The 22,800-nt window shown below is 63.7% G+C and carries 18 protein-coding genes; 5 read left to right on the plus strand and 13 right to left on the minus strand.

Annotation, left to right across the window (positions count from 1 at the left end):
* The 5 genes from ACYVOC_RS03115 to ACYVOC_RS03135 form a co-directional block, all read right to left on the minus strand.
* Window positions 1-989, minus strand: a 989-nt coding sequence (locus ACYVOC_RS03115; RefSeq protein ID WP_461160845.1) for an SLC5/6 family protein, incomplete at its 3' end; no start/stop codon positions are given.
* A gap of 2 nt (window positions 990-991) precedes the next feature.
* Window positions 992-1,249: a hypothetical protein gene (locus tag ACYVOC_RS03120; protein ID WP_199562995.1), complete on the minus strand. Its 258-nt coding sequence runs from the start codon at window positions 1,247-1,249 to the stop codon at window positions 992-994.
* Between the two features lie 95 nt (window positions 1,250-1,344).
* Window positions 1,345-1,728: a hypothetical protein gene (locus ACYVOC_RS03125; protein WP_116004842.1), complete on the minus strand. Its 384-nt coding sequence runs from the start codon at window positions 1,726-1,728 to the stop codon at window positions 1,345-1,347.
* Window positions 1,729-1,878: 150 nt separating this feature from the next.
* A complete protein-coding gene (locus tag ACYVOC_RS03130; protein ID WP_116004843.1) occupies window positions 1,879-3,687 on the minus strand; it encodes a sodium:solute symporter family protein in 1,809 nt (602 codons plus the stop codon).
* 10 nt (window positions 3,688-3,697) lie between these two features.
* Window positions 3,698-3,958 (minus strand): DUF4212 domain-containing protein, encoded by a 261-nt coding sequence (locus tag ACYVOC_RS03135; protein ID WP_116004844.1) that lies wholly within the window; start codon window positions 3,956-3,958, stop codon window positions 3,698-3,700.
* Between the two features lie 294 nt (window positions 3,959-4,252).
* On the opposite strand from ACYVOC_RS03135, the gene ACYVOC_RS03140 reads away from it, so the two are divergent.
* Both ACYVOC_RS03140 and ACYVOC_RS03145 read left to right on the plus strand, forming a co-directional pair.
* Window positions 4,253-4,810 carry a hypothetical protein gene (locus tag ACYVOC_RS03140; RefSeq protein WP_461160846.1) on the plus strand — a complete coding sequence of 186 codons (558 nt, stop codon included), beginning with the start codon at window positions 4,253-4,255 and terminating at the stop codon, window positions 4,808-4,810.
* Window positions 4,811-4,879: 69 nt separating this feature from the next.
* On the plus strand, window positions 4,880-5,578 hold the full coding sequence (locus ACYVOC_RS03145; RefSeq protein ID WP_461160847.1) for a CatA-like O-acetyltransferase: 699 nt from the start codon (window positions 4,880-4,882) through the stop codon (window positions 5,576-5,578).
* 166 nt (window positions 5,579-5,744) lie between these two features.
* On the opposite strand, the gene uvrA is transcribed toward ACYVOC_RS03145, so the two are convergent.
* Window positions 5,745-11,708, minus strand: a complete 5,964-nt coding sequence (gene uvrA / locus ACYVOC_RS03150) for an excinuclease ABC subunit UvrA (RefSeq protein ID WP_461160848.1) — start codon at window positions 11,706-11,708, stop codon at window positions 5,745-5,747.
* A 149-nt stretch (window positions 11,709-11,857) separates the two neighbouring features.
* On the opposite strand from uvrA, the gene ACYVOC_RS03155 reads away from it, so the two are divergent.
* A complete protein-coding gene (locus ACYVOC_RS03155) occupies window positions 11,858-12,970 on the plus strand; it encodes an ABC transporter substrate-binding protein (protein WP_116004848.1) in 1,113 nt (370 codons plus the stop codon).
* Window positions 12,971-12,985: 15 nt separating this feature from the next.
* Here ACYVOC_RS03155 and ACYVOC_RS03160 read toward each other — a convergent pair whose 3' ends face one another.
* Window positions 12,986-14,647, minus strand: a complete 1,662-nt coding sequence (locus tag ACYVOC_RS03160; RefSeq protein WP_461160849.1) for an MFS transporter — start codon at window positions 14,645-14,647, stop codon at window positions 12,986-12,988.
* Window positions 14,648-15,015: 368 nt separating this feature from the next.
* Between ACYVOC_RS03160 and ACYVOC_RS03165 the strand changes: the two genes are divergently transcribed.
* On the plus strand, window positions 15,016-15,324 hold the full coding sequence (locus ACYVOC_RS03165; RefSeq protein WP_116004850.1) for a DUF485 domain-containing protein: 309 nt from the start codon (window positions 15,016-15,018) through the stop codon (window positions 15,322-15,324).
* Window positions 15,321-17,057, plus strand: coding sequence for a cation acetate symporter (locus ACYVOC_RS03170; protein ID WP_116004851.1), 1,737 nt, complete (start codon window positions 15,321-15,323; stop codon window positions 17,055-17,057). The genes ACYVOC_RS03165 and ACYVOC_RS03170 overlap by 4 nt, the downstream gene beginning before the upstream one ends.
* A gap of 394 nt (window positions 17,058-17,451) precedes the next feature.
* Here ACYVOC_RS03170 and ACYVOC_RS03175 read toward each other — a convergent pair whose 3' ends face one another.
* The 6 genes from ACYVOC_RS03175 to ACYVOC_RS03200 all read right to left on the minus strand — a co-directional run bounded on the left by ACYVOC_RS03175 (window position 17,452) and on the right by ACYVOC_RS03200 (window position 22,777).
* Complete coding sequence (locus ACYVOC_RS03175; protein WP_461160850.1) at window positions 17,452-19,269, minus strand: DUF294 nucleotidyltransferase-like domain-containing protein; 1,818 nt, start codon at window positions 19,267-19,269, stop codon at window positions 17,452-17,454.
* Window positions 19,270-19,324: 55 nt separating this feature from the next.
* A complete protein-coding gene (locus ACYVOC_RS03180) occupies window positions 19,325-19,966 on the minus strand; it encodes a 2-hydroxychromene-2-carboxylate isomerase (protein WP_461160851.1) in 642 nt (213 codons plus the stop codon).
* Between the two features lie 171 nt (window positions 19,967-20,137).
* Window positions 20,138-20,407: a DUF1289 domain-containing protein gene (locus ACYVOC_RS03185; protein ID WP_278738405.1), complete on the minus strand. Its 270-nt coding sequence runs from the start codon at window positions 20,405-20,407 to the stop codon at window positions 20,138-20,140.
* On the minus strand, window positions 20,404-20,910 hold the full coding sequence (locus ACYVOC_RS03190; protein ID WP_461160852.1) for a YbaK/EbsC family protein: 507 nt from the start codon (window positions 20,908-20,910) through the stop codon (window positions 20,404-20,406). The genes ACYVOC_RS03185 and ACYVOC_RS03190 overlap by 4 nt, the downstream gene beginning before the upstream one ends.
* A 5-nt stretch (window positions 20,911-20,915) precedes the next feature.
* Window positions 20,916-21,824, minus strand: a complete 909-nt coding sequence (locus ACYVOC_RS03195; protein WP_278738407.1) for a hydroxymethylglutaryl-CoA lyase — start codon at window positions 21,822-21,824, stop codon at window positions 20,916-20,918.
* Between the two features lie 32 nt (window positions 21,825-21,856).
* The gene (locus ACYVOC_RS03200; RefSeq protein WP_116004857.1) at window positions 21,857-22,777 is read right to left on the minus strand and encodes a 2-hydroxyacid dehydrogenase; all 921 of its coding nucleotides are present in this window, start codon (window positions 22,775-22,777) and stop codon (window positions 21,857-21,859) included.
* Window positions 22,778-22,800 lie beyond the last annotated feature (23 nt).

A 22,800-nucleotide genomic window follows, 5' to 3' on the forward strand; every position in this document is an offset into this window, starting at 1 on the left:
GCCAGGGGCAGCGACAGCACAAAGTTCTCCGCATTGGCCTGGCCCGGGCCAAAGTACAACAGACCGCCTAAGGCAATGGGCAGCACGAACAGATTGATCAGCAGCAGATACAGCGGAAACACCCAGACGGCGCGGCGCAGGTGGGTCTCGCGCACGTTCTCCACCACCATGACCTGGAACTGCCTGGGCAGAAACACCACCGAGAACATCGACAGCACCGTCAGACCGAACCACTGCGCCCAGGCAAACTGCCCACCTTGCTCCAGGCGCAACAGTTGTTGCAGTTCCGGAATCGCCTGCGCGCGGGCGAACAGGTCTTCCAGGCCATCAAACAGGCTGTAAACCACAAAAAAACCCACCGACAGAAACGCCACCAGCTTGACCACCGACTCAAAGGCAATGGCGGCCACCATGCCCTCGTGCCGCTCCGTGGTATCGAGGTGCCGCGCACCAAACACCATGGCAAAGCCGGCCAACACCAGCGCCACATAGAAGGCACTGTCCTGGCTCCAGTGCAAGGGCAGCATCGCCGTGGCGCCGTCGGTGGCCGTGAGCAAGGTGTACCCGGCCGAAACGGCCTTGAGCTGCAAGGCGATGTACGGCACGATGCCCACCACGGCAATCAGGGTCACCAGACCCGCCAACAACGGGCTTTTGCCATAGCGGCTGGCAATAAAGTCGGCGATGGACGTGATGCGGTACGTTTTGGCGATACGCACCATCTTGCGCAGCACAATCCAGCCCAGCACCATGACCAGCGTAGGACCCAGGTAGATCGGCAAAAACCAGACCCCCCCAGACGCTGCGCGCCCCACACTGCCAAAGTAGGTCCAGGCCGTGCAATACACCGCCAGCGAAAGCGCATAAACCCAGGGATTGGCAATGACAGAGCGGCCTTGCTGCGCACGGCGATCGGCCCAGTAGGCCACTGCAAACAACAGCAACAGGTAGGCAAAGGACGCCGTGATGACCAGAAAGGGCGAAAGCATGGCTAGCCCTGGTCTTCTGGCGGCGGGGGTATGCCCGCGCGCTCCTCAGGCCGCTCGTCGAAGCGGTCCTGTGGGCGCTCCATCAACCAGGCCAGCGCTGCAATGATGCCGGCCCACAGCACAAGCAGGGCCAGCGGGAAAAGCGGCACTCCCCACAGAACCACATCGCGGTCCCACAGGCCCAGCAGCGGAAAATTGAAAAGCAACCAGCCGCCGGTGAACAGGGCAACCAGGCGTTGGGAGCCGAGTCCTTTGAGCACGACGGTCTCCTGGCAAGAAGGTCTAAGCGCCTCCTGCTGCCATTGTGCGCCCCGCACTTACCAAGGTCTTACGCACCGGGCAGCGCGGTCGGGATTCAAGCCTTGGGTTGCACCTTGGATTCAGCCTTGGCTTTACCCTTGGAAAAGGTGTTGTGCGCCTGGCGTGACAGGGCGAAATCCAGAAAAAACTTGCACCAGATGGTGCTGCCGGCCATGGCAGACCAGGTGTTGTAGTCAAACAGGCCCATGGCCACGGTCACGATCACTACGGACGCCACCCCCCCTGCAACGAGGTTGATTGCCACGACATAGGGCGCATATTTTTCGGGATTGGGCGGTGATTCGCCACGCTTGAGCGCCACTTCGGAAAAATCACGCCGCACCACGATGCGCCAGGCCCGGCGCAACCAGAAATACGCCATGGGGAACAGCGCCAGATACAGAATCCACGTCAAGGCGACATTGACATCAAAAACCATGCAGGGCTCCCAGATGCGGTGACACTCTGCCTTGCAGTGCCACCCCGGTATTCAGAAAAAAAGCCCTGCCAGCACAGCCGACAGGGCCCCCTATTGTGACTGCCGCTGCGCAGGCGCGGCGGCAGTCTGGTCTTGCACGCAGCCTAGGCCTTAGTGCGCACCCGACACCGTCTTGGAGCCGCGGGGAATGCGCACGGCCTCCACCATGGCCTGGATATGCGCTGGTGGCGGTGCCGTCACCTTGTCCACCAGGAAGGCAACCAGGAAGTTCACCCCGGCACCAACCGCACCAATGGCTTCTGGCGTGATACCGAAGAAGCTGTTGGCGCCACCGATCAGGCCGAGGTATTCCGTGCCCTTGATGAAGAACACGCCCTTGTGTGCGAACACATAGAACAAGGTGAAGAACAGGCCCGCCAGCATGCCGGCCATGGCGCCTTCCTTGTTCATCTTCTTGCTGAAAATACCCATCATGATGGCGGGGAACAGCGAGCTGGCTGCAATACCAAAGGCCAGGGCCACAGTACCGGCCGCAAATCCGGGCGGATTCAGGCCCAGATAGCCAGCCACCACAATGGCCACGGCCATGGACACCTTGCCCGCCAGCAGCTCGTTCTTCTCGCTGATGCTGGGGTTGAACACGCCCTTGATCAGGTCATGCGACACGGCCGAGGAAATGGCCATCAGCAGACCTGCAGCCGTCGACAGCGCCGCAGCCAAACCACCTGCAGCTACCAAAGCGATCACCCAGTTAGGCAGCAGCGCGATTTCCGGATTGGCCAACACAATGATGTCGTCGTTCACGGTCAATTCGTTGCCTTTCCAGCCTGCAGCTGCAGCCTTGTCGAGCACGGCGGCGTTCTTGGTCTTGTCGTTGTAGTACTGGATGCGGCCGTCACCGTTTTTGTCAGCAAACTTCAGCAGACCGGTCTTCTCCCAGCGCTTCATCCAGTCAGGACGGGCTTCGTACTTGATGCTGGCTTCGGGGCCAAACGGATCGGCATCGTTCATCACCACGCCGGGCGTGATCGTGCGGATCAGGTTGGTCTTGGCCATGGCCGCCACAGCAGGAGCCGTGGTGTACAAAATGGCAATGAAGATCAGCGCCCAACCGGCCGAGCTACGTGCATCCTTCACCGAAGGCACGGTAAAGAATCGCATGATGACGTGCGGCAAACCAGCGGTACCAATCATCAGCGACAGTGTGTACATGAACATGTTCAGCATGCTGCCGGGCAGTTGCGTCGTGTACTTGCCAAAGCCCAGATCGGTCACGACCTTGTCGAGCGTGGCCAGCAAAGACACGTTATGGTCCACCAGGTTGGAACCCAAGCCCAGCTGGGGAATGGGGTTGCCCGTGAGCTGCAACGAGATGAACACGGCAGGCACGGTATAGGCCAGGATCAGCACGATGTATTGCGCCACCTGGGTGTAGGTGATGCCCTTCATGCCGCCAAACACGGCGTAGGCAAACACAATGGCCATGCCCACGTAAATGCCGGTATCGCTGGACACGCCCAAGAATCGCGCAAATGCAATGCCAACGCCTGTCATCTGGCCAATGATGTAGGTCAGCGAGGCGACCAGCAGGCACATCACAGCAATGGTGCTGGCGCCCTTGGAGTAAAAGCGATCACCAATGAACTGGGGTACCGTGAACTTGCCGAACTTGCGCAGGTAAGGCGCCAGCAGCATGGCCAGCAGCACGTAACCGCCCGTCCAGCCCATGAGGAACAGCGCGCCGCCGTAGCCCATGTTGGAGATCAGGCCGGCCATGGAGATGAACGAAGCAGCACTCATCCAGTCGGCGGCCGTCGCCATACCGTTGGTGACGGGGTGCACGCTGCCGCCAGCTGCATAGAACTCGCTCGTCGATCCGGCACGCGCCCATACGGCGATGCCGAGGTAGAGCGCAAAGCTCAACCCGACGAAAATATAAATGGTGGTTTGGAGTTCCATATTTCAGTCCTCAGTCTTCGTGTACGTCGAACTGGCGGTCAATGTCGCCCATCTTCTTGGCGTAATAGAAAATCAGCGCAATGAAGATGTAGATAGAGCCCTGTTGTGCAAACCAGAACCCCAATGGATAACCGCCCAACTTGATGCTATTGAGCAGATCGGCAAACAGAATCCCCGCGCCAAACGACACCACAAACCAGATGATCAGAATCCTGGTTAGCAGGCTTAGCGTGGCTTTCCAGTAGGCGTGACTACTTTTGTCTTCCTTCATGAAACCCCCTCTTTTTTGAGAACAGATCCACAGCGCAAAAAAGCACTGCCCCCGCGCATCCCGCAGGCAGTGCCGTCGGTTTGCGTTAGCGACTGTGTTCACGCTTCCTTACAGTGAACTGATGAAATCACCCAAACAAGTCAGGGATGTGGCAACTCAAGGGAAAACACTAGTTTTGGGTGCTGTGCGCATTACGAGGCGCCTCAGTGAAATCCCCAATAGCAAGATCAAGCGATGCAGAAACACTATGTGACATCTGGCGCCCCCAGCTGAAAGAAAGCGTCTGCGAACCCCATGCCCGATTTATCTGCTTCCCTGCTCTCCCGTATCTACGCCAAGACCGCCGAAGGCCAACAAGAAATTCAAGCGCGCGCGATGGGTTTGACGCCGCTGGCGAGGCGTGTGCTGGTGCTGGTGGACGGGCACCGCAGCGGCAAGGACCTGGCGGCTTTTGTGCCGGGCAACGACATCGAGGTGCACCTTACCGAGTTGTTGACACGCGAGTGCATTGCCGCCGTAGGTAGGGCAGCAGCACCCGCGCCCGCATCTGCATCCGCGCCGGCCGCAGCAGGCCACCCCCATGATCCATTCGAAGACGAGTTGAACCGCCTACCGGCCGCAGAAACCCGCAGCACCAAAGATCTGGACATGGCGCGCAACTTCATGACCAACACGGTCAACAATATTTTTGGGCACCACAACCGCATCTCGCTGCTCGAAGCCATCTTCGCCTGCCAGAGCAGCGAAGCGCTGCGCAAGGTGTACCCTGCCTGGGCGCACGCCCTGGAGACCAACAACACGGGCAAGAAACGCCTGCCCGAGTTGCGCGAAAAGCTGTTCGCAGTACTGTAGGCAGGGCCATGGGCCAGCAGGTTGGCAATACAGTGAGAACCCGTTTCTTACGCAGCACGCCTTGCCACCATGCCCCCCATCCCAGAGTCGTATCTTCCTGAGCCCATTGATCCCGCTTCATTGCCAGGATGGCTGGGCTGGTCGCTGCCGTTTTTCAGCGAACCGGTGCTGCAAAACCCGCATATCGATCTGACCTTGCAGCTGGATGTCAGCAACGCTTTTGCACAGTACCAGGGGCTATCGCAGGACAGCGAGCAGGCGTCTTTTTTTGCCTTTTTGGTCTGGCATCTCGCACAGACCCTGGCGCAACACCCCTCGTTCAACCTGCGCCGCGTCAATGGCGACTGGTATGTCTTGCGCAATCCACCGATTTTTATCCCCGTAGCCGTCGGCGGCGACGTGCGCTTTCGAGATCTGGTTCTGGAAAACGCCTACCAGCAGGATTTGCCGACGTTCCTGGAGAACTACCACAACATGCTCGCCCTGGCGCGCTCGCCCGCAGGCTTGCCGCCCTGCGCCAGGGAAGCCTATTGCCTCGCGCATTTCATGGGTAATTTGCCCCATTTGCGGTTTTCCGGCCTGACGCTGCACTGGCGGGCCGACCAGTCGCTGGGGCAGAGCAGTTTCTATTTTGGTCAGCGTTACGCCGAAGGTGGGCGCACGCTGATTCCGCTGGCGGTGCGGATGCACCACAGCTGCACCGATCCCTTTGTCCTCAATGGGCTGATCGCCGATTTTCAGCGGCGCTTTGCACCACGGGCGGACTGAAAAGCCCTCGCTTTCTGGGGGCGAGCAATTTCAAGAAAAATAGGCCTCTAACACTTATTGGTCAAGCGTCAGCAGCTATTATTTTTGACATCCCCAAAGCACATCACTCCGCCAAAAAGTTGACGTTGCTCGGCCACCCATAAAAAAATGCGATGGAGCAGCCCGCTCAGCGCGCCAGCACCGGCGCCAGCGCCACACCGGTATGCGTTCCCAGGCGCACCAAGGCTTCGGGGGTGGTCGCGGCCACGATGCGTCCTCCTTCTCGCCCGCCTTCGGGGCCCAGGTCGATGACCCAGTCGGCCTCGGCGATGACATCAAGGTCGTGCTCGATGACCACCACGCTGTGCCCGCCATCGACCAGCCGGTGCAGCACGCGGATGAGCTTGTCCACGTCGGCCATGTGCAGGCCCACGGTGGGTTCATCCAGCACATAGAAGGTGTGTGGCGCCTTCTGGCCGCGCCGCCCTATTTCGTCGCGCACCTTGGTGAGTTCGGTCACGAGCTTGATACGCTGCGCCTCGCCGCCGCTCAAGGTAGGCGAGGGCTGGCCCAGCGTGAGGTAGCCCAGGCCCACGTCCTTGAGCAGTTGCAGCGGGTGCGCTATGGCGGGCATGCTGGCGAAGAACGCGACGGCCTCGTCCACCTCCATCTGCAGCACGTCGCCAATGCTCTTGCCGCGCCAGGTGACGGCCAGGGTCTCGGGGTTGAAGCGCGCGCCGTGGCAGGCTTCGCAGGGCACTTTCACGTCGGGCAGAAAGCTCATGGCGATGGTGCGGATGCCCTGGCCCTCACAGGTGGCGCAGCGGCCCGCGCCGGTGTTGAAGGAGAAGCGCCCTGCGGCATAGCCGCGCGCCTTGGCCTCCAGGGTTTCGGCGAACAGCTTGCGCACCATGTCCCAGAAGCCGATATAGGTGGCGGGGCAGCTGCGCGGCGTTTTGCCAATCGGCGTCTGGTCCACTTCGAGCACGCGGTCGATGGTTTCGAAGCCCGATAAACCCAAGCAACCCACCAGCGCAGGAGCCTTGCCCGCATCCATGGCATCGCGCCCGGCCTTGGTACTGCGCTGCTGCACCCAGGCCTGCACGTTGGCCAGCAGCACGTCGCGCGCCAGCGTGGATTTGCCCGAGCCGCTGACGCCCGTCACCGCCACCAGGCGCTGCAGCGGCACGCGGGCCGTCACCTGGTGCAGGTTGTGCAGGTACGCGCCCTGCACCACCAGCCAGTGGGCGGGCCCGATGGACTGAAGGTCTTTTTGGCCTCCAGCGCTTTCTGGCAAAGCGCTAGTAGCTATTAATTTAGGAGCATTCACTTCCATGCCACGGCGCAATTGCAGCGGATGGCGCATGGCGTGCAGCAGGTAGCGGCCCGTTTGTGAATGCTCGGCAGCGGTCACGTCCTGCACCGTGCCTTGCGCCACCAGCGTGCCGCCGCGCTTGCCGGCGCCGGGGCCGATGTCGATCACATGGTCGGCCGCGCGGATGGTGTCTTCGTCGTGCTCCACCACCACCAGGGTGTTGCCCTTGCTGCTGAGCTGGTGCAGGGCACGCAGCAAAATCTGGTTGTCGCGCGCATGCAGGCCAATCGTGGGCTCGTCGAGCACGTAGCACACGCCTTGCAGGTTGCTGCCCAGCTGCGCGGCCAGGCGGATGCGCTGGGCCTCGCCACCGCTGAGCGTGGGCGCGCCCCGGTCGAGGGTGAGGTAGCCCAGGCCCACTTCTTCCAGAAATGCGAGGCGGCCCTTGATCTCGGGGATGAGGTCGCGTGCGATGTCCGCCTCGCGACCGCTCAGCGCCAGTTGCTGCACCCAGGCGCGGATGTCGCTGACCGACAGGCGCGCAATATCCGTGATGGCCCAGCCCGGGTGGCCCGTGGCCGCATCGGCGCCAAAACGCACGGCGCGTGCCGTGGCATTGAGGCGCGTGCCTTCGCAGCTGGGGCAGGCGGCATCCTGCACGTCGTCCACCTCGGGCTCGGCAAAAGTTTGCTCACGGCCTTTCTGGTCGTCGGCCAGCACCGAATCATCGAACACCTTGCGCTGCTCTTTGGTCAGTTTGACGCCGGTGCCCACGCAGTCGGGGCACCAGCCGTGCTTGCTGTTGTAGGAGAACAGGCGCGGGTCCAGCTCGGCATAGGAGGTAGCGCACACCGGGCAGGCGCGTTTGGCCGAGAACGTCTGCACACGCCCGATGCCTGCCGTGGAGGCGCCCGCCGCCATGGCTTCGCGCAGGCCGTCCAGGTGCGAGAGCACCTGCACCACGCCCTTGCCATGCGTGAGCGCCTGCGCCAGCGCCGTGCGCAGCAGGGGCTCGGTGGCGGGCGAGATGTCCAGGCTCATCACGGGCAGCTCGATGGAATGTTCCTTGAAACGGTCCAGGCGCGGGAAGCCGCTGGTGGGCAGAAACTCGCCATCCACCCGCAGGTGGGTGTGGCCGCGCGGGCGCGCCCAGTCGGCCAGCTCGGTGTAGACGCCCTTGCGCGCCACCACCAGGGGGGCCAGCAGGCCGATGTGCTGGCCCCGGAAGTTCTTCAGCAACTGCGCGGCAATGCCGTCGGGCGTTTGCGGCTGCACCGCCGCGCCATCGCGCGTGCAGTGCTGCACCCCCAGCTTGACGTAGAGCAGCCGCAGGTAGTGCCAGACCTCGGTGGTGGTGCCCACGGTGCTTTTGCGCCCGCCCCGGCTCAGGCGCTGCTCGATGGCTACCGTGGGCGGAATGCCGTAGACGGCATCCACCTCGGGCCGCCCTGCGGGTTGCACGATGGAGCGCGCATAGGCGTTGAGGGATTCGAGATAACGGCGCTGGCCTTCGTTGAACAGAATGTCGAACGCCAGCGTGGACTTGCCCGAACCGCTGACGCCGGTGATGACGTTGAATTGGCCGCGCGGGATCTCCACGCTCAAAGAGCGCAGGTTGTGTTCGCGGGCGTTGATGATTTCTATGCTGTTTTTGGCCTTTCGCGCTTTCAGGGAGTGCGCCGCCAGCTCTTCTTTCAATAGCAGCGACGTTTTTTCGTGCACCGCATGGCCCGGGGCACCTGCCGCACCAATGGCCTGGGCGTAATCGCGCAGGGCTGCGCCCGTGTGCGAGTGGGGGTGCTCGCGCACATCGGCGGGCGACCCCTGGGCCACCACCCAGCCCCCGGCTTCACCGCCCTCGGGGCCCAGGTCGATCAGCCAGTCACTGGCGCCAATCACGTCCAGGTTGTGCTCGATGACGATGAGCGAATGCCCGGCATCGAGCAGCCGCCCAAAGGCGCGCATCAGTTTGGCGATGTCGTCAAAGTGCAGCCCCGTGGTGGGCTCGTCGAACAGGAACAGCGTGCCCTTGCGCGCCAGCGTCTGGCGCGACTTGGACTGCGAGCGCGCCGCCTCGGCCAGAAAACCGGCCAGCTTGAGGCGCTGGGCCTCGCCGCCCGACAGCGTGGGCACGGGCTGGCCAAGCTTGACGTATTCCAGCCCCACTTCGGCAATCGGCTGCAGCGCACGCAGCACATCGCGGTCACCCGCAAACAGGGCGATGGCCTCGCTCACCGTGAGGTCGAGCACATCGGCCACGTTCAGACGGCGCACGCCGCGCTCAATGGTCACTTCAAGGATCTCGGGGCGGTAGCGCTTGCCATCGCAGTCGGGGCAGCGCAGGTAGACGTCGCTGAGGAACTGCATCTCCACATGCTCGAAGCCCGAGCCGCCGCAGGTGGGGCAACGCCCGTCGCCGTTGTTGAAGCTGAACTTGGTCTGGGTGTAGCCGCGCTGGCGGGCCAGCGGCGCCAAGGCGAACAATTCCCGCACGGCATCCCACGCGCCCACGTAGCTGACGGGGTTGGAGCGCGCCGTCTTGCCAATGGGCGACTGGTCGACAAACACCACGTCGCTCAGGTGGTCGGCGCCCAGCAGGCGGTCGTGTGCGCCCGGGGTGTCGGTGGCCTTGCCAAAGTGGCGCATGAGCGCCGGGGCCAGTACGTCCTGGATCAGGCTGGACTTGCCCGAGCCGCTGACACCCGTCACGGTGACGAGGCGCTGCAGCGGGAATTCGACCGACACGTTCTGCAGGTTGTGCTCGCGCGCGCCTTCGAGGATGAGGCGTGGCGTGGAATCCGTCACGCGGCGCGCAAAGGGCTGGCCCACGTGTTTGCGCCCACCCAGGTACTGGCCGGTCAGCGTGTCGGCGCTGCGCAGCGCGTCGGGCGTGCCATCGAACACGATATACCCGCCGCGCTCGCCGGGGCCGGGGCCAAAGTCGAGCACGCGGTCGGCCGCCAGCATGACGGCCGGGTCGTGCTCGACCACCACCAGGGTGTTGCCCGCATCGCGCAGGCGCAGCATGGCCTGGGTGATGCGGTGCATGTCACGCGGGTGCAGGCCGATGCTGGGCTCGTCCAGCACAAACAAGGTGTTGACCAGCGAAGTGCCCAGCGCCGTGGTGAGGTTGATGCGCTGCACCTCGCCGCCCGAGAGCGTGCGGCTTTGCCGGTCCAGCGTGAGGTAGCCGATACCCACATCGCTGAGGTATTTCAGGCGCGTGCCGATTTCCCCGTGCAGGAGCTTGAGCGCCTGGACCTCTCCCGTGGCGGCGGTATCTTTTCTATCAAAATGGCCTGCAACGCTCATAGAAAGAGCGTCACCAGCTATTTTTTCAGGAGCATTCAACATGTCCGCACTCGCGGCCATACGCTCGAAGAACTGGCGCAGGCGGTCGATGGGCAGCAGCATCAGGTCGTGCAGGCACAGGCCTGGCAGGGCTTCGAGCTGCGCGCGTGTCCACTGCACGCCCTGGGGCATGAAGCGTTTCGCGGGGTCGAGCACGGTGTCGGCGTTCTCTTTGCTGCCGATGCGCCAGAGCAGGCTATCGGTCTTGAGGCGCGCGCCTGCGCACACCGGGCACGGCGTGTAGCTGCGGTACTTGGACAGCAGCACACGGATGTGCATCTTGTAGGCCTTGGTCTCCAGGTACTCAAAGAAACGCTTGATACCGTACCACTGCTGGTTCCACTTGCCGTTCCAGTGGGGCGAGCCTTCGATCACCCAGTGCTTTTGCTCGGGGGTCAGCCGGTGCCACGAGGTATCGCGCGGGATGCCCGCGGTTTCTGCATGGCGCATCAGGTCATCCTGGCATTCTTTCCATGCCGGCGTCTGGATGGCCTTGATCGCGCCCGTGCGCAGCGTCTTCTTCTCGTCCGGAATGACCAGGCCGTAGTCCACCCCGATCACGCGGCCAAAACCCCGGCAGGTGTCACAGGCCCCTGCCGCTGAATTGAAAGAGAACATGGACGGCAGCGGTTCGCTGTAGCGCAGATCGCTGTCGGGGCAGTGCAGGCCGGTGGAGAATTTCCACACCTCGGGGGCGTCTTCATCCCTGAGCCGGTACACGTTCATGCGCCCACTGCCGCGCTTGAGGGCGACTTCAATCGCCTCAATGGCGCGCGCACTCTCCACCGTGCCGATACGAAAGCGGTCCGCCACGACGTCGAGGATCTTGACGGCCCCCACGCTCCCCACTGCGTGGGGTTCACTGCCCCCCGAGGGGGCGCTCGCTTGCTTGGGGCGGCCCGGCGCTACGCTCGTCACACCCTCGACGTCACGCTCTGCCTGGATTTTGGTAAAGCCACTGGCCGACAACCACTGCGCCAGTTGCTCGGCGCTGGTGTTGGCGGGAAGTTCAACCGGAAACGTCACCACTAGGCGGGGATCGTCCGCTTGCGCGCGCCTCTGGAGCTCGGCGTAGATGGTCTCGGGAGAGTCGTGCCGTACGGGCTGGGCGGTCTGGCGGTCAAACAGCTGGGCGGCCCGCGCAAACAACAGCTTGAGGTGGTCGTTCAGCTCCGTCATCGTGCCCACGGTAGAGCGCGAACTGCGCACCGGGTTGGTCTGGTCGATGGCGATGGCCGGAGGCACGCCTTCCACCTTGTCCACGGCGGGCTTGTCCATGCGGTCGAGAAACTGCCGCGCATAGGCGCTGAAGGTTTCCACATAGCGGCGCTGGCCCTCGGCGTACAAGGTGTCGAACACCAGGCTGGACTTGCCCGAGCCACTGGGGCCGGTAACCACCGTGAGTTCGCCGGTCCGGATATCCAGATCCAGGTCCTTGAGGTTGTGCTGTCGCGCGCCGCGGATGCGGATCTGTCCCTGGGTCATGGAGCGGTCTTTCGGGGGTGAGGCCAAACATTCTAGGGAGCAAGCAACAGGCCTGCTGCCGTATCTGGATTACCCATGCAAAGTGCGGTCAGGTTCTGCCGGGCACCGGCTTAGACTCGGGGCTTACTCTTCACACGCGAGGATTTGCCATGAAACCCTGGTCAACATTGTGGGCAGGCGCCCTTCTGGTGCTGGGCCTGTGCACCACCAGCCATGCCCAGTTGCTGATTGGACAGACCGTGGGCGTGACCGGTTCGGCCGCCGCTACCGTGAAGGAGTCCATGGGGGGTGCGGCGCTCTATATCAACCATGTCAATGCCAAAGGCGGGGTGGGTGGGCAGAAGGTCGAAATCCTGACGCTCGACGACCAGTTCGACCCCAAGCTCACGCTGGCCAATGCGCGCACGCTGATCACGGACAAGAATGTGCTGGCACTGTTCATGACGCGCGGCACACCGCACACCCAGGGGATCATCGGGCTGCTGGACGAATCGGGGGTACCGCTGATCGGTCCCTCCACCGGGGCCATGGTGCTGCACCGGCCGGTGCAGAAATACATATTCAACGTACGCGCCCCCTACCAACGCGAGGTGAAAAAGGCCATTGGCCACCTGGCCACGCTGGGGGTGCAGCGCATTGGCGTCGTCCACGTGGACGACACCTTTGGCGCCGACGCCCTGGCCGGTGCATTGGCCGGCTTTCAGGAGAACCAGCAGAAGGCCCTGTTTGTCGAGAAGTTTGACCGCGCCAAGCCCGACTTCAGCGCCATGGCGCCCCAGGTCGCCCAGCAGAACCCGCAGGCGGTGATTTTCATCGGCACCGGGTCGGCGGTAGTGGACGGCATCAAGGCGCTGCGCGCCGCAGGTGTGACGGGGCAGATCGTCACGCTGTCGAACAACGCCTCGGGCGGCTTCGTCAAGGCCCTGGGCGAGCACTCACGCGGCGTGGTGGTGACGCAGGTGTTCCCCTCAGAGCGCTCCGTCACCTACCCGCTGGTGCGGGAGGCCGCCACACTGGCGCGTGAGGCCAAGATCGACCTCACGCCCGCCATGCTGGAAGGCTTTACCAACGCCAAGGTACTGGTTGAAGCGCTGCGCCGCGCCGGCCCCAACCCCACACGCGCCCGCCTGCACGATGCGCTGGAGTCGTTCCGCAAGTTCGACCTGGGCGGCCTCTCGCTGAGCTACACCGCAGACGACCATTCGGGCCTGGATTTTTCCGACCTGTCGATCATTGGACCGGACGGACACTTCCGCCGCTGATGGCCTGGGTCGCCGTCAATCGTCGGCATACATGTCTATCCCGCGCGTTTCACGCAGGCCGAGCGCACCGATCACCACCGTGGCCCCGGCGATAAGCACCGGGTACCACAGCCCGCTGTAAATGTCTCCCGTCTGCGCCACGATGGCAAACGCCATGGGCGGCAGCAGCCCGCCAAACCAGCCGTTGCCGATGTGGTACGGCAGGCTCATCGAGGTGTAGCGGATGCGTGTGGGGAACATCTCGGCCAGCGCCGCGGCAATGGGACCGTAGACCATGGTCACCAGCAGCATCAGGTAGAAAAGAAGGGCCACCACCATGGGCCGATTCATGGCCTCGGGGTCGGCCTGGCGAGGGTAGCCCTGCGCGGCCAGGGCAGCGGCCACGGCCTCGTGGAAGGCCCTGTCGCGCTTGCGCGTTTCGGCGGCGCTCTGGCCCGCGCTGGATTGCAGGACGATTTCCATGGGGCCAATCCGTACCAGGGCGCTGCCATCGACCGACTGCGCCTCGTTCGCATAGTGCACCGAATGCGCTGCCAGCACCTGCTTGGCCCTGTCGCACGGGCTGGTGAAACGCGCAGCGCCGGTGGGGTTGAACTGGAAGGAGCAGTCGGCCGGATCGGCCACCACCACGACCTGGCTGCGTTCCTGGGCGGCGGCCAGCGCCGGGTTGGCCGCCACCGACAGCGCCTGGAAAACAGGGAAATACGTGGCCGCAGCCAAAGCGCAGCCCAGCAGAATGACGGGCTTGCGGCCCACGCGGTCTGACAGCGCGCCAAACACGATGAAGAACGGTGTACCCAGCAGCAGCGCCACCGCCAGCATGAGCTGCGCAGCCGTGGCGTCTACCTGCAGCTGCTGGGTCAGGAAGAACAGCGCATAAAACTGCCCCGTGTACCAGACCACCGCCTGCCCCGCCGTCAGCCCACCCAGCGCCAGCAAGGCCAGCTTCAGGTTCTTCCACTGGCCAAACGATTCAGCCACCGGTGCGCGCGACCCGCGCCCGCGCGCCTTCATGCGCTGGAAGGCCGGTGTTTCAGCCAGCGCCAGCCGAATCCATACCGAAATGCCCAGCAGCACGATGGAGACCAGGAACGGAATGCGCCAGCCCCAGTCCGAAAAATCGTGCTCGCCCAACACCGTGCGCGTGCCCATCACCACCAGCAAAGCCATCAGCAGGCCCAGCGTGGCGGTGGTCTGTATCCAGGCGGTGTAGATGCCTCGGCGGCCCTGCGGTGCGTGCTCGGCCACGTACACGGCGGCGCCGCCGTATTCACCCCCCAGTGCCAGGCCCTGCAGCAGGCGCAGCCCCATCAGCACCACCGGCGCCGCCACACCAATGCTGTCGTAGGAAGGCAGCAGCCCCACGGCGAAGGTGGCCAGACCCATGATGAGGATGGTGACCAGAAAGGTGTATTTACGCCCGATCAAATCGCCCAGGCGGCCAAACAGCAGGGCGCCAAAAGGCCGCACAACGAACCCCGCCGCAAACGCCAGCAGCGCAAACAGAAAAGCAGACCCGCTATCGAGTGCACTGAAGTACTGGCGGGCCAGGATGGTGGCCAGCGCACCGTAGAGGTAGAAGTCGTACCACTCGAACACGGTGCCCAGCGACGAGGCGAAGATCACGCGCACCTCCTCGCGTGTCATCGGCACAGGGGCCGGATGCGTGCTTGCCATGCTCTGGCCTCCTGTTATTTTTTGTAATCACTGGCAAGTGAAAAATATTTTTATGCACGCACTATCGGCCCCGGTGCTAACGCCGCACTTACGCGGTTCTTGCAGAACTTGACAGCAAACTGCCGTGGTACTTACAAGCTAGGTAGTAACCCGTTATTGCAGTTTCTCCATGCGGAAATTCGAGCCCTGGATCGGTCATGGAAGGCGCGCAAAAACCGATCGGCCAATGGCCTGCAAAGGCTCTCCAGGCGGGCATGTACGGCACCGCGTAAGCACTTGGTCAGCACCGTTTGCAGAATCAGAACCGGTGCGCAGCGCGTCTTCTGATTTTTCAGCAGCTCCGCATCGATTCCCTCAGAAAGACAACCATGAACGATCCTGTGGTCACCAAAGTCCAAAACCACCCCAAGTACCTGGAGCTGCGCACCAAACGCAACCGCTTGGGCATTTTTCTCACGCTGCTGATGCTGCTCGTGTACTACGGCTACATCGCGCTGATCGCATTTGACAAACAGTTTCTTGCGCAACCCATCGGGGCGGGTGTGACCTCGCTGGGCATTCCCATTGGCATGGGCGTGATCGTTTTCACCATCGTGATCACCGGGATCTATGTGCGCCGTGCCAACGGCGAATTTGATGCCCTGACCAAAGACATCCTGAAAGACGCAAGCAAATGAACACCCTTCACACACACCGGGCCAGCTTGCTGGTGCTGCTGGCCTTGCTGGCCACGGGTGCCGCACATGCCGCCGGGGCCGACCTGGGCCAAGCGGCCAAACAGGCCACCAACTGGACAGCCATCGGCATGTTTGGCGCCTTTGTCGCCGGCACGCTCTGGATCACCAAGTGGGCCGCTGCAAAAACCAAGTCAGCGTCCGACTTCTACACGGCGGGCGGCGGCATCACCGGATTCCAGAACGGCCTGGCCATTGCGGGCGACTACATGTCGGCCGCTTCGTTCCTGGGCATTTCCGCAGCGGTCATGGCCTCGGGCTATGACGGGCTGATCTATTCCATCGGCTTCCTGGTGGGCTGGCCCATCATCACCTTCCTGATGGCCGAGCGCCTGCGCAACCTGGGCAAGTTCACCTTTGCCGACGTGGCGGGTTACCGCTTCCAGCAGGGCCCCATCCGCGCGTTTGCGGCGTCGGGCACGCTGGTGGTTGTGGCCTTTTACCTGATCGCACAAATGGTCGGCGCGGGCCAGCTCATCAAGCTGCTGTTTGGCTTGGAATACTGGATGGCGGTGGTCATCGTCGGCGCGCTGATGATGGTCTACGTGCTGTTCGGCGGCATGACCGCCACCACCTGGGTGCAGATCATCAAGGCCTGCCTGCTGCTGGCGGGCGTGACCTTCATGGCCTTCATGGTGCTGTCCCACTACGGCTTCAGCCCCGAGGCCTTGTTTGCCGATGGCGTCAAAGTACGCACGGCCATTGCCGCCAACACCGGCAAGACGCCGGAAGAAGCGGCCAAGGCGGGTCTGTCCATCATGGGCCCAGGGGGCTTCATCAAGGACCCCATCTCGGCCATCTCGTTCGGCATGGCGCTGATGTTCGGCACGGCAGGTTTGCCGCACATCCTGATGCGCTTCTTCACCGTGCCCGATGCCAAGCAGGCGCGCAAGTCGGTGCTGTGGGCCACGACCTGGATTGGTTACTTCTACGTGCTGATCTTCATCATCGGCTTTGGCGCCATCACCATGGTGCTGACCAACCCCGAGATGGCAGACGTCGTCAAGGGTGTCATCCACGGCGGCGCGGGTACGGCCAACATGGCGGCAGTGCTGGTGGCCAAGTCGGTCGGCGGCAACGTGTTCTACGGTTTTATCTCTGCCGTGGCGTTTGCCACCATCCTGGCCGTGGTGGCAGGCCTGACGCTTTCGGGCGCCTCGGCCGTGTCGCACGACATCTACGCCACGCTGATCAAAAAGGGCAAGGCCGACAGCGCCTCGGAGTTGAAGGTTTCGCGTATCACCACCCTGTGCCTGGGTGTGGTGGCGGTGGTTCTGGGCATTGCCTTTGAAAAGCAGAACATCGCCTTCATGGTGTCGCTGGCATTTGCCGTTGCAGCTTCGGCCAACTTTCCTGTGCTGTTCCTCTCGGTGCTGTGGAAGAACTGCACCACGCGCGGCGCGGTGATTGGCGGCTTCCTTGGCCTGATCTCGTCGGTGGGCCTGACCATCGTCTCGCCCTCGGTGTGGGAAGGCACGCTGGGGAACCCCGCCGGTTCGGCCTGGTTCCCGTACACCTCGCCCGCGCTGTTCTCGATGACCATCGGTTTCGTCGGCATCTGGCTCTTCTCGATCACCGACAAGAGCGCCAACGCAGCGCGCGAACGCGCCGCCTTCCCGGCACAACAAGTGCGCTCGGAAACCGGCCTGGGCGCCTCCGGCGCATCGGGCCACTGATTCCATTTCTAGATCAAGCGTGAACGCGAAGGCGAAGCGCAGACAGTACAGGCGTACGGCAAGCGAAGCCGACAAAGTGCACGTTTGATATGGAAATGGGATGACAGACGATGGGGCGCAAGCCCTTGGCGTGGCGGCCTGGCCGCTGCGCCCACCACGACCGGGCCTTGCGCCCGGTTTTTTTTGCTCTTATTTTTATAGCTGCTGGCGCTTACCCAATAAGCCCTGACGTCCAGTTTTTCCAAAATCAAAGCCTGCGCCGCTCGCGGCCCTTCTGGCTGCGCCAGCCAGCCCATGCTGTTTCCAAATCATCCGTGTCCAGGTGCGAAGCCGCAGCCCGTGCTGTGGCACGGCAACGCGAAGCAACAACGACACGGATGGTTTAGAAATGGAATCACAGCAAGTCCAGCCGCAAACGCTGGTGCAGCAAAGCCTTGAAGCGCTTGACCACGGCCAGCGCATCCTTGAGCAGATCACGCTCCAGGCTGCTCAGAAGCTGCGGGTCTACGTTGCCTGTGACAGTGCGGTGGGTGTCGATTTCAGCCAGCCCCGCCTGCAGGCGCAGCCCCATCAGGAAGTGCAGGCTCTGCATCAGCTCCTGACCCAGCGCGGCGTCCAGCGTTCCATCGGCCACGAGGGCGGCCACCCGCTCGGCGGTTCCGGTGGCGGCCACCTGCCGCACCAGTGCCAGGCTGCGCACGCCATGCACGATGGGGAAGATGCCCGCCTTTTTCAGGTTGATCTGGCGGGCCTCGTGGCCCAGGCCCAGAAGGCGGGTCCACCAGCCAGCGGCACCGCCGAACTGCTCCACGGCAGACGCAAAACGCGCGACCAGGGCGTCGTTGTCCGTGGCCACCGCCATCAGGCCGCGGCGCACCTGATCCAGCAAAGTGCCGTCACCGGCCACGGCATGCGCGTCCAGAAAGATGGCCAGGTTCATCAGACTGTCGGCCTCGGGCAGCAGCAGCCACTGGCGGGCGCGCTGCGTGAATTCGCTGGCCGTGCCGCGCCAGGCGGGGTTGTTGAGCATGATATGCCCGGGGCATTCGGGGTAGCCAAAGCGCGCCAGTACATCGGAATAGCGCTGGCAGATCGCCTGCAGATCGGGCGGCGGGCTGTAACCGTCGCGCAGCAGGAGACCGTTGTCCTGGTCGGTCTTGAGCAATTGCTCACCACGGCCCTCGCTGCCCATCACCAGCAGGCAGCTGTGGACCACCAGTTCGGCTGGTGCGACCATGGCCCAGGCACGTTCGAACAGGCGGGCATTGAGCTGCTGCACCAGTTTGGCCATGAGGCCGATGCGCGTCCCGCTGCGGTACAGCGCCCCGATCAGCCGCGTGATCTGCCCGGCCGCCTGGGCCAGGGTTTCCAGATCCGGGGCTTGCTCGATCTGCACCGTGATCAGGTGCGAGTGGTTGGCCAGGAAACTGAACAGGTCCAGCGCCTCCAGAATGCCCAGCACCTGCGCGCCCTCGCCCAGCACCACGAGGCGGTGTACGCGCACACGCAGCAACAGCGCCATGGCGTCACCCAGCGTGTCGGACGCGCGCACGGTAACCACCGGGCTGCTGGCGAGTTCGCCCACGGCCAGTTCGGTCAGGGGACGCCCATCCAGAATGGCGCGCTGCAGCGTGGTGTTGGTGAAAATGCCCAGCCCGCCCGCCAGCCCGGTGACCAGCACGCTGGTGGTGCGCTGCGCCTGAAACAGCTTTACCACCGTGACGATGTCGCAGTCTGCGCCCACCGTATGCGCCGGGCGCAAATAGGCTTCGTCCACGCGGGCCAGGGTGAGCGACTGGCGCTGGTGCTGGTCTGGCCGCTGTGCGAGCACGCTGAGCTTGTGCCCGATATCGGAAAAAAGCAGCGCGCCAAAGGTGGTGTTGCGCGCGATCAGCTCGTTGACCGCCTCGCGCGCAAGCTGGTAGGCGACCACCTCCCCGGTGGCCACGAAACGACTGCTGGCGCGCCCTGCAACCAGGCCGCGCCCGTCAAAGCTGTCGTCGGGGCCATAGGTGGCCAGCACTTCGTCCCCCTCGGTCTGCGTGACATAGCCCTTGATGAGGATGAACAGATGGGTGGGCACCGCCCCCACCTCTAGCACCACGGCACCTTCAGGGAAATAGGCAATGTCCACGCTGGCGCGCACCAGGCGCTGCTCGTCCGCGGTCAGGCAGTCAAAGGGCGAGGCTGAAAAGTGAAAAGCATTGGGCATGGCAGGCAGTCACGGGCGGCGCCACAGAGCACGGCGCACACTGCGGCCCTGCCATTCAACCCGGCAGGCCTTGCGCCACGCTTGCAGCCGCGTCCCAGTGGGCGTCGAACCAGGTGTCACCCTCCAGGTAGGCGCGCAGCATGGGCAGACTGTCGTAGCCCCAGAAGACTTTGCCATCGACCTCCAACGCGGGCACACCGAACACACCGCACGCAGCAGCGGTATCGGTATTGCTGCGCAGCAGCGCCTTGGCCCGTGCGCCGTCGCTATCGTCGGGCTGCAACTGGGGCTCCAGCTCGGCAGCCAGCGCCGTCAGGCGCTGCGCATCCAGCGCATCGTGCCCGCCCTGCCAGACATGGCGCAGCACCGTACCCGCCACAAAGCGGTTGATGCTGCCGTCCCGGCTGCAGGCCAGCGCCTGGCGCAGCAGGGGGAGCGGGTTGAACGGATGGCGCGCGGGCATGTGCGTATCCACCCCCAGCGAATGGCCCAGCCACATCGCGTGGCGGTAGGTCCAGTCGCGCTTGGGGGCAATGCCTGCAGGCCCAGGATTGCCATGTTTCTGCAGCAAGGCGCCGAGCAGCACCGGGCGGTATTCGACGCTGTAGCTCAGGCCTTCCAGGACATCGGGCAGGCGCTCAAAGGCGAGCCAGGCGTAGGGCGAGACAAAGTCCAGGTGGAAAACGATGTGCTTCATGGGTCACTCCTCGTGTCAATTTTTCATGGCGTTGGCTTCCCGCGCACTGCGTATGAAACCGGCACGGCCCAGGCCAGCGGCCACCGCACAAGGGCCGCCCCGCCGCGCTGGCGGCGTCTCCCTTCCCGCCTCGCATAGCGAGGCGAGAGAAGGGGGAAGGCGCGCAGCGCCTCAGGGGGTTGCGTCATTGCACGGAGGGAAAGGCATCCCTGCGCGCTGCGCAAGCCGTGCCCAGATCGCCATGCGCTGGTCGCCATCCGCCAGCGACCATGCGCGGATTTCTGCTACCGTGCGAAAGCACCCTTCACAGAGTCCCCCATCTGGCGCCATGCGGCACACCGAGATGCAGGGCGAAGGCACCACCTCATCAGAATTTTGATCAAAATAGCCTGCAGCGCCCAACAGGCGAGCGCGAGCAGCTATTGCTTCTGTAGCATTCATGATCTGACCAGCTCCTGCACCACATCCATCACTGGCGCGCCCGTCAGCCGCTGCAGATCGCCGGGGTGCAGCGGGAACACGCCATGCGGGTGCCCGGCTGCCGCCCACACCACATCAAAGCGCAACAGGTCCCGGTCGATCAGCGTGACAGGCGGCGTGGCGTGCGCGACGGGTGAAACACCACCGATCGAGAACCCCGTGCGCGTTTTTACAAATTCGGCATCGGCCCGGCCGATCTTGCCCACCTGGGCCTCGACCTTTTTCTCGTCCACGCGCCGGTCGCCCGAGGTGATCACCAGCACCGCCGCATCGTCACTCTTGCGGCGAAAGATGATGCTCTTGGCCACTTGGCCCACCAGGATGCCCAACACATCGGCCGCCTGCTGCGCCGTGCGGCAGGCATCGTCCAGCATGCGGGGCGCATGGGGGTGCCCTGCCGCCTGCAGCGCCATCGCAACGCGCTGCACGCCTTCGGGCAGGTTTTTCAATTCAGATCCACACATGCCGGTCAACCTGCGCGCTTGTTCAGCAGCGCCGTTGCCGCACGCGAGTGGGGTTTACGGCCCAAAAAGCCGCTGATGTAAGACCCGGCGTCGATGAGCTTGTCCAGGTCAATACCCGTCTCAATGCCCATGCCATGCAGCATGTACACCACGTCCTCGGTGGCCACATTGCCCGTGGCGCCCTTGGCATAGGGACAGCCGCCCAGGCCCGCCACGGAGGACTGAAAGTTCCACACGCCCAGCTCCAGCGCCGCCAGCGTATTCGACAGCGCCTGGCCGTAGGTGTCGTGGAAGTGGCCCGATACCTCATCGATGGCAAAGTGCGCCAGCGCCGCCTCGATGGCGCGCTGCACCTTGCGCGGCGTGCCCACACCAATGGTGTCGGCCACATCCACGCGCTGAACACCAATGCCTTTGAGCAGCCCCGCCAGATACGCCACGCGCTCGGGGGCAATGTCGCCTTCGTACGGGCAACCCACAGTGCAGCTCATGGCGCCGCGCACTGCAATGCCTGCGGCCAGCGCGGCCTCAACCACCGGCGCAAAGCGCTCGATGCTCTCGGCAATGCTGCAGTTGATGTTTTTCTGGCTGAAGGCCTCGCTGGCCGAGCCGAAGACGACGATTTCGTCGGGCTGGTCCCGCAGCGCGGCTTCAAAACCTTGGAGATTGGGCGTGAGCACCGAGTAGCGCACGCCGCTCTGGCGCTGCACGCCCTGCATGACCGCGTGGTTGTCGGCCATCTGCGGCACCCACTTGGGCGAGACGTAGCTGGTGACCTCGATCTCTTGCAGGCCGGCTGCTTGCAGGCGGTGCACCAGCTCGATCTTGACTTCGGCCGGTACGGGGGATTTCTCGTTCTGCAGGCCGTCGCGCGGACCGACATCGATGAGTTTGACGCGGGAGGGAATATTCATCACAAGACTCTCAAGATAAAAAATCAGGCGGCTCAATAGCCACGCACAGGGTCCACGATACCGCCAATGGATTCACCACGCTCCAGCGCGCCGATCTTGCCCACAATCTGCGCGATGCTCTCGCCGCGCAGGGTGCGTGCCGAGGTGTGCGGCGTCAGCGTGATGCGGGGGTGGCCCCAGAACGGGTGGTGAGCAGGCAGCGGCTCGGTGCGGAACACATCCAGCGTGGCGCCAGCGAGGTGGCCGCTGTCCAGCAGCGCCAGCAAGTCATCGTCCACCAGGTGCGCGCCGCGCGCCACGTTGATGACATAGCCACCGGCCTGCAGACGCGACAGGGTGCCCTGGTTCAGGATGTTTTCCGTCTCGGGCGTGAGCGGCAGCAGGTTCACCAGCACGCGGCTGGCGGACAGAAAATCGTTCATGCCTGCGGCGCCACCAAAGGTGCGCACGCCGTCGATGGCCCTGGGGCTTCGGCTCCAGCCGTTGACCGGAAAATCGAAGTGTGCGAGCGCTTTGGCCACCCGCTCGCCCAGCACGCCCAGGCCCATCACGCCGATGGGGAAATCCTGGCGCAGGCGCGGCTTGCGAAAGGCCCATTGGCCCGCGTGCATGGCAGCTTCGTAGGCATCGAATTCACGAAAATGGCGAATGACGGCATGACAGACGTACTCGGCCATCTGCACGGCCATGCCCGCATCGTCCAGCCGCACCACCAGGGCGTTCGGCGGCAAACGCAGCTTGAGCAGCGCGTCCACTCCCGCACCGATATTGAACAAGGCCTTGAGGCCCCGTTGTTCGTCCAGAAACGGCTGGGGCGGCGCCCAGACCACTGCGTAATCGGCGCAGGGCGCACCGGGCTGCCAGAGGCTGATGGCCGCGCCCGGCAGCGCGGCCTGCAGGCCCTGCAACCAGGGCTGCGGCGCAATCCCGGTACAGCAGAAGGTAATGTTCATGCCAAGAGCCTACCGCGCCCGCT

This window comes from Simplicispira piscis (genome assembly GCF_054783455.1).

Coding starts and splice junctions, on each gene's coding strand:
- ACYVOC_RS03125 (WP_116004842.1), bottom strand. CDS start 1,728: ATGGTTTTTGATGTCAATGTCGCCTTGACGTGGATTCTGTATCTGGCG.
- ACYVOC_RS03130 (WP_116004843.1), bottom strand. CDS start 3,687: ATGGAACTCCAAACCACCATTTATATTTTCGTCGGGTTGAGCTTTGCG.
- ACYVOC_RS03135 (WP_116004844.1), bottom strand. CDS start 3,958: ATGAAGGAAGACAAAAGTAGTCACGCCTACTGGAAAGCCACGCTAAGC.
- ACYVOC_RS03140 (WP_461160846.1), top strand. CDS start 4,253: ATGCCCGATTTATCTGCTTCCCTGCTCTCCCGTATCTACGCCAAGACC.
- ACYVOC_RS03145 (WP_461160847.1), top strand. CDS start 4,880: ATGCCCCCCATCCCAGAGTCGTATCTTCCTGAGCCCATTGATCCCGCT.
- uvrA (WP_461160848.1), bottom strand. CDS start 11,708: ATGACCCAGGGACAGATCCGCATCCGCGGCGCGCGACAGCACAACCTC.
- ACYVOC_RS03155 (WP_116004848.1), top strand. CDS start 11,858: ATGAAACCCTGGTCAACATTGTGGGCAGGCGCCCTTCTGGTGCTGGGC.
- ACYVOC_RS03160 (WP_461160849.1), bottom strand. CDS start 14,647: ATGGCAAGCACGCATCCGGCCCCTGTGCCGATGACACGCGAGGAGGTG.
- ACYVOC_RS03165 (WP_116004850.1), top strand. CDS start 15,016: ATGAACGATCCTGTGGTCACCAAAGTCCAAAACCACCCCAAGTACCTG.
- ACYVOC_RS03170 (WP_116004851.1), top strand. CDS start 15,321: ATGAACACCCTTCACACACACCGGGCCAGCTTGCTGGTGCTGCTGGCC.
- ACYVOC_RS03175 (WP_461160850.1), bottom strand. CDS start 19,269: ATGCCCAATGCTTTTCACTTTTCAGCCTCGCCCTTTGACTGCCTGACC.
- ACYVOC_RS03180 (WP_461160851.1), bottom strand. CDS start 19,966: ATGAAGCACATCGTTTTCCACCTGGACTTTGTCTCGCCCTACGCCTGG.
- ACYVOC_RS03185 (WP_278738405.1), bottom strand. CDS start 20,407: ATGAATGCTACAGAAGCAATAGCTGCTCGCGCTCGCCTGTTGGGCGCT.
- ACYVOC_RS03190 (WP_461160852.1), bottom strand. CDS start 20,910: ATGTGTGGATCTGAATTGAAAAACCTGCCCGAAGGCGTGCAGCGCGTT.
- ACYVOC_RS03195 (WP_278738407.1), bottom strand. CDS start 21,824: ATGAATATTCCCTCCCGCGTCAAACTCATCGATGTCGGTCCGCGCGAC.
- ACYVOC_RS03200 (WP_116004857.1), bottom strand. CDS start 22,777: ATGAACATTACCTTCTGCTGTACCGGGATTGCGCCGCAGCCCTGGTTG.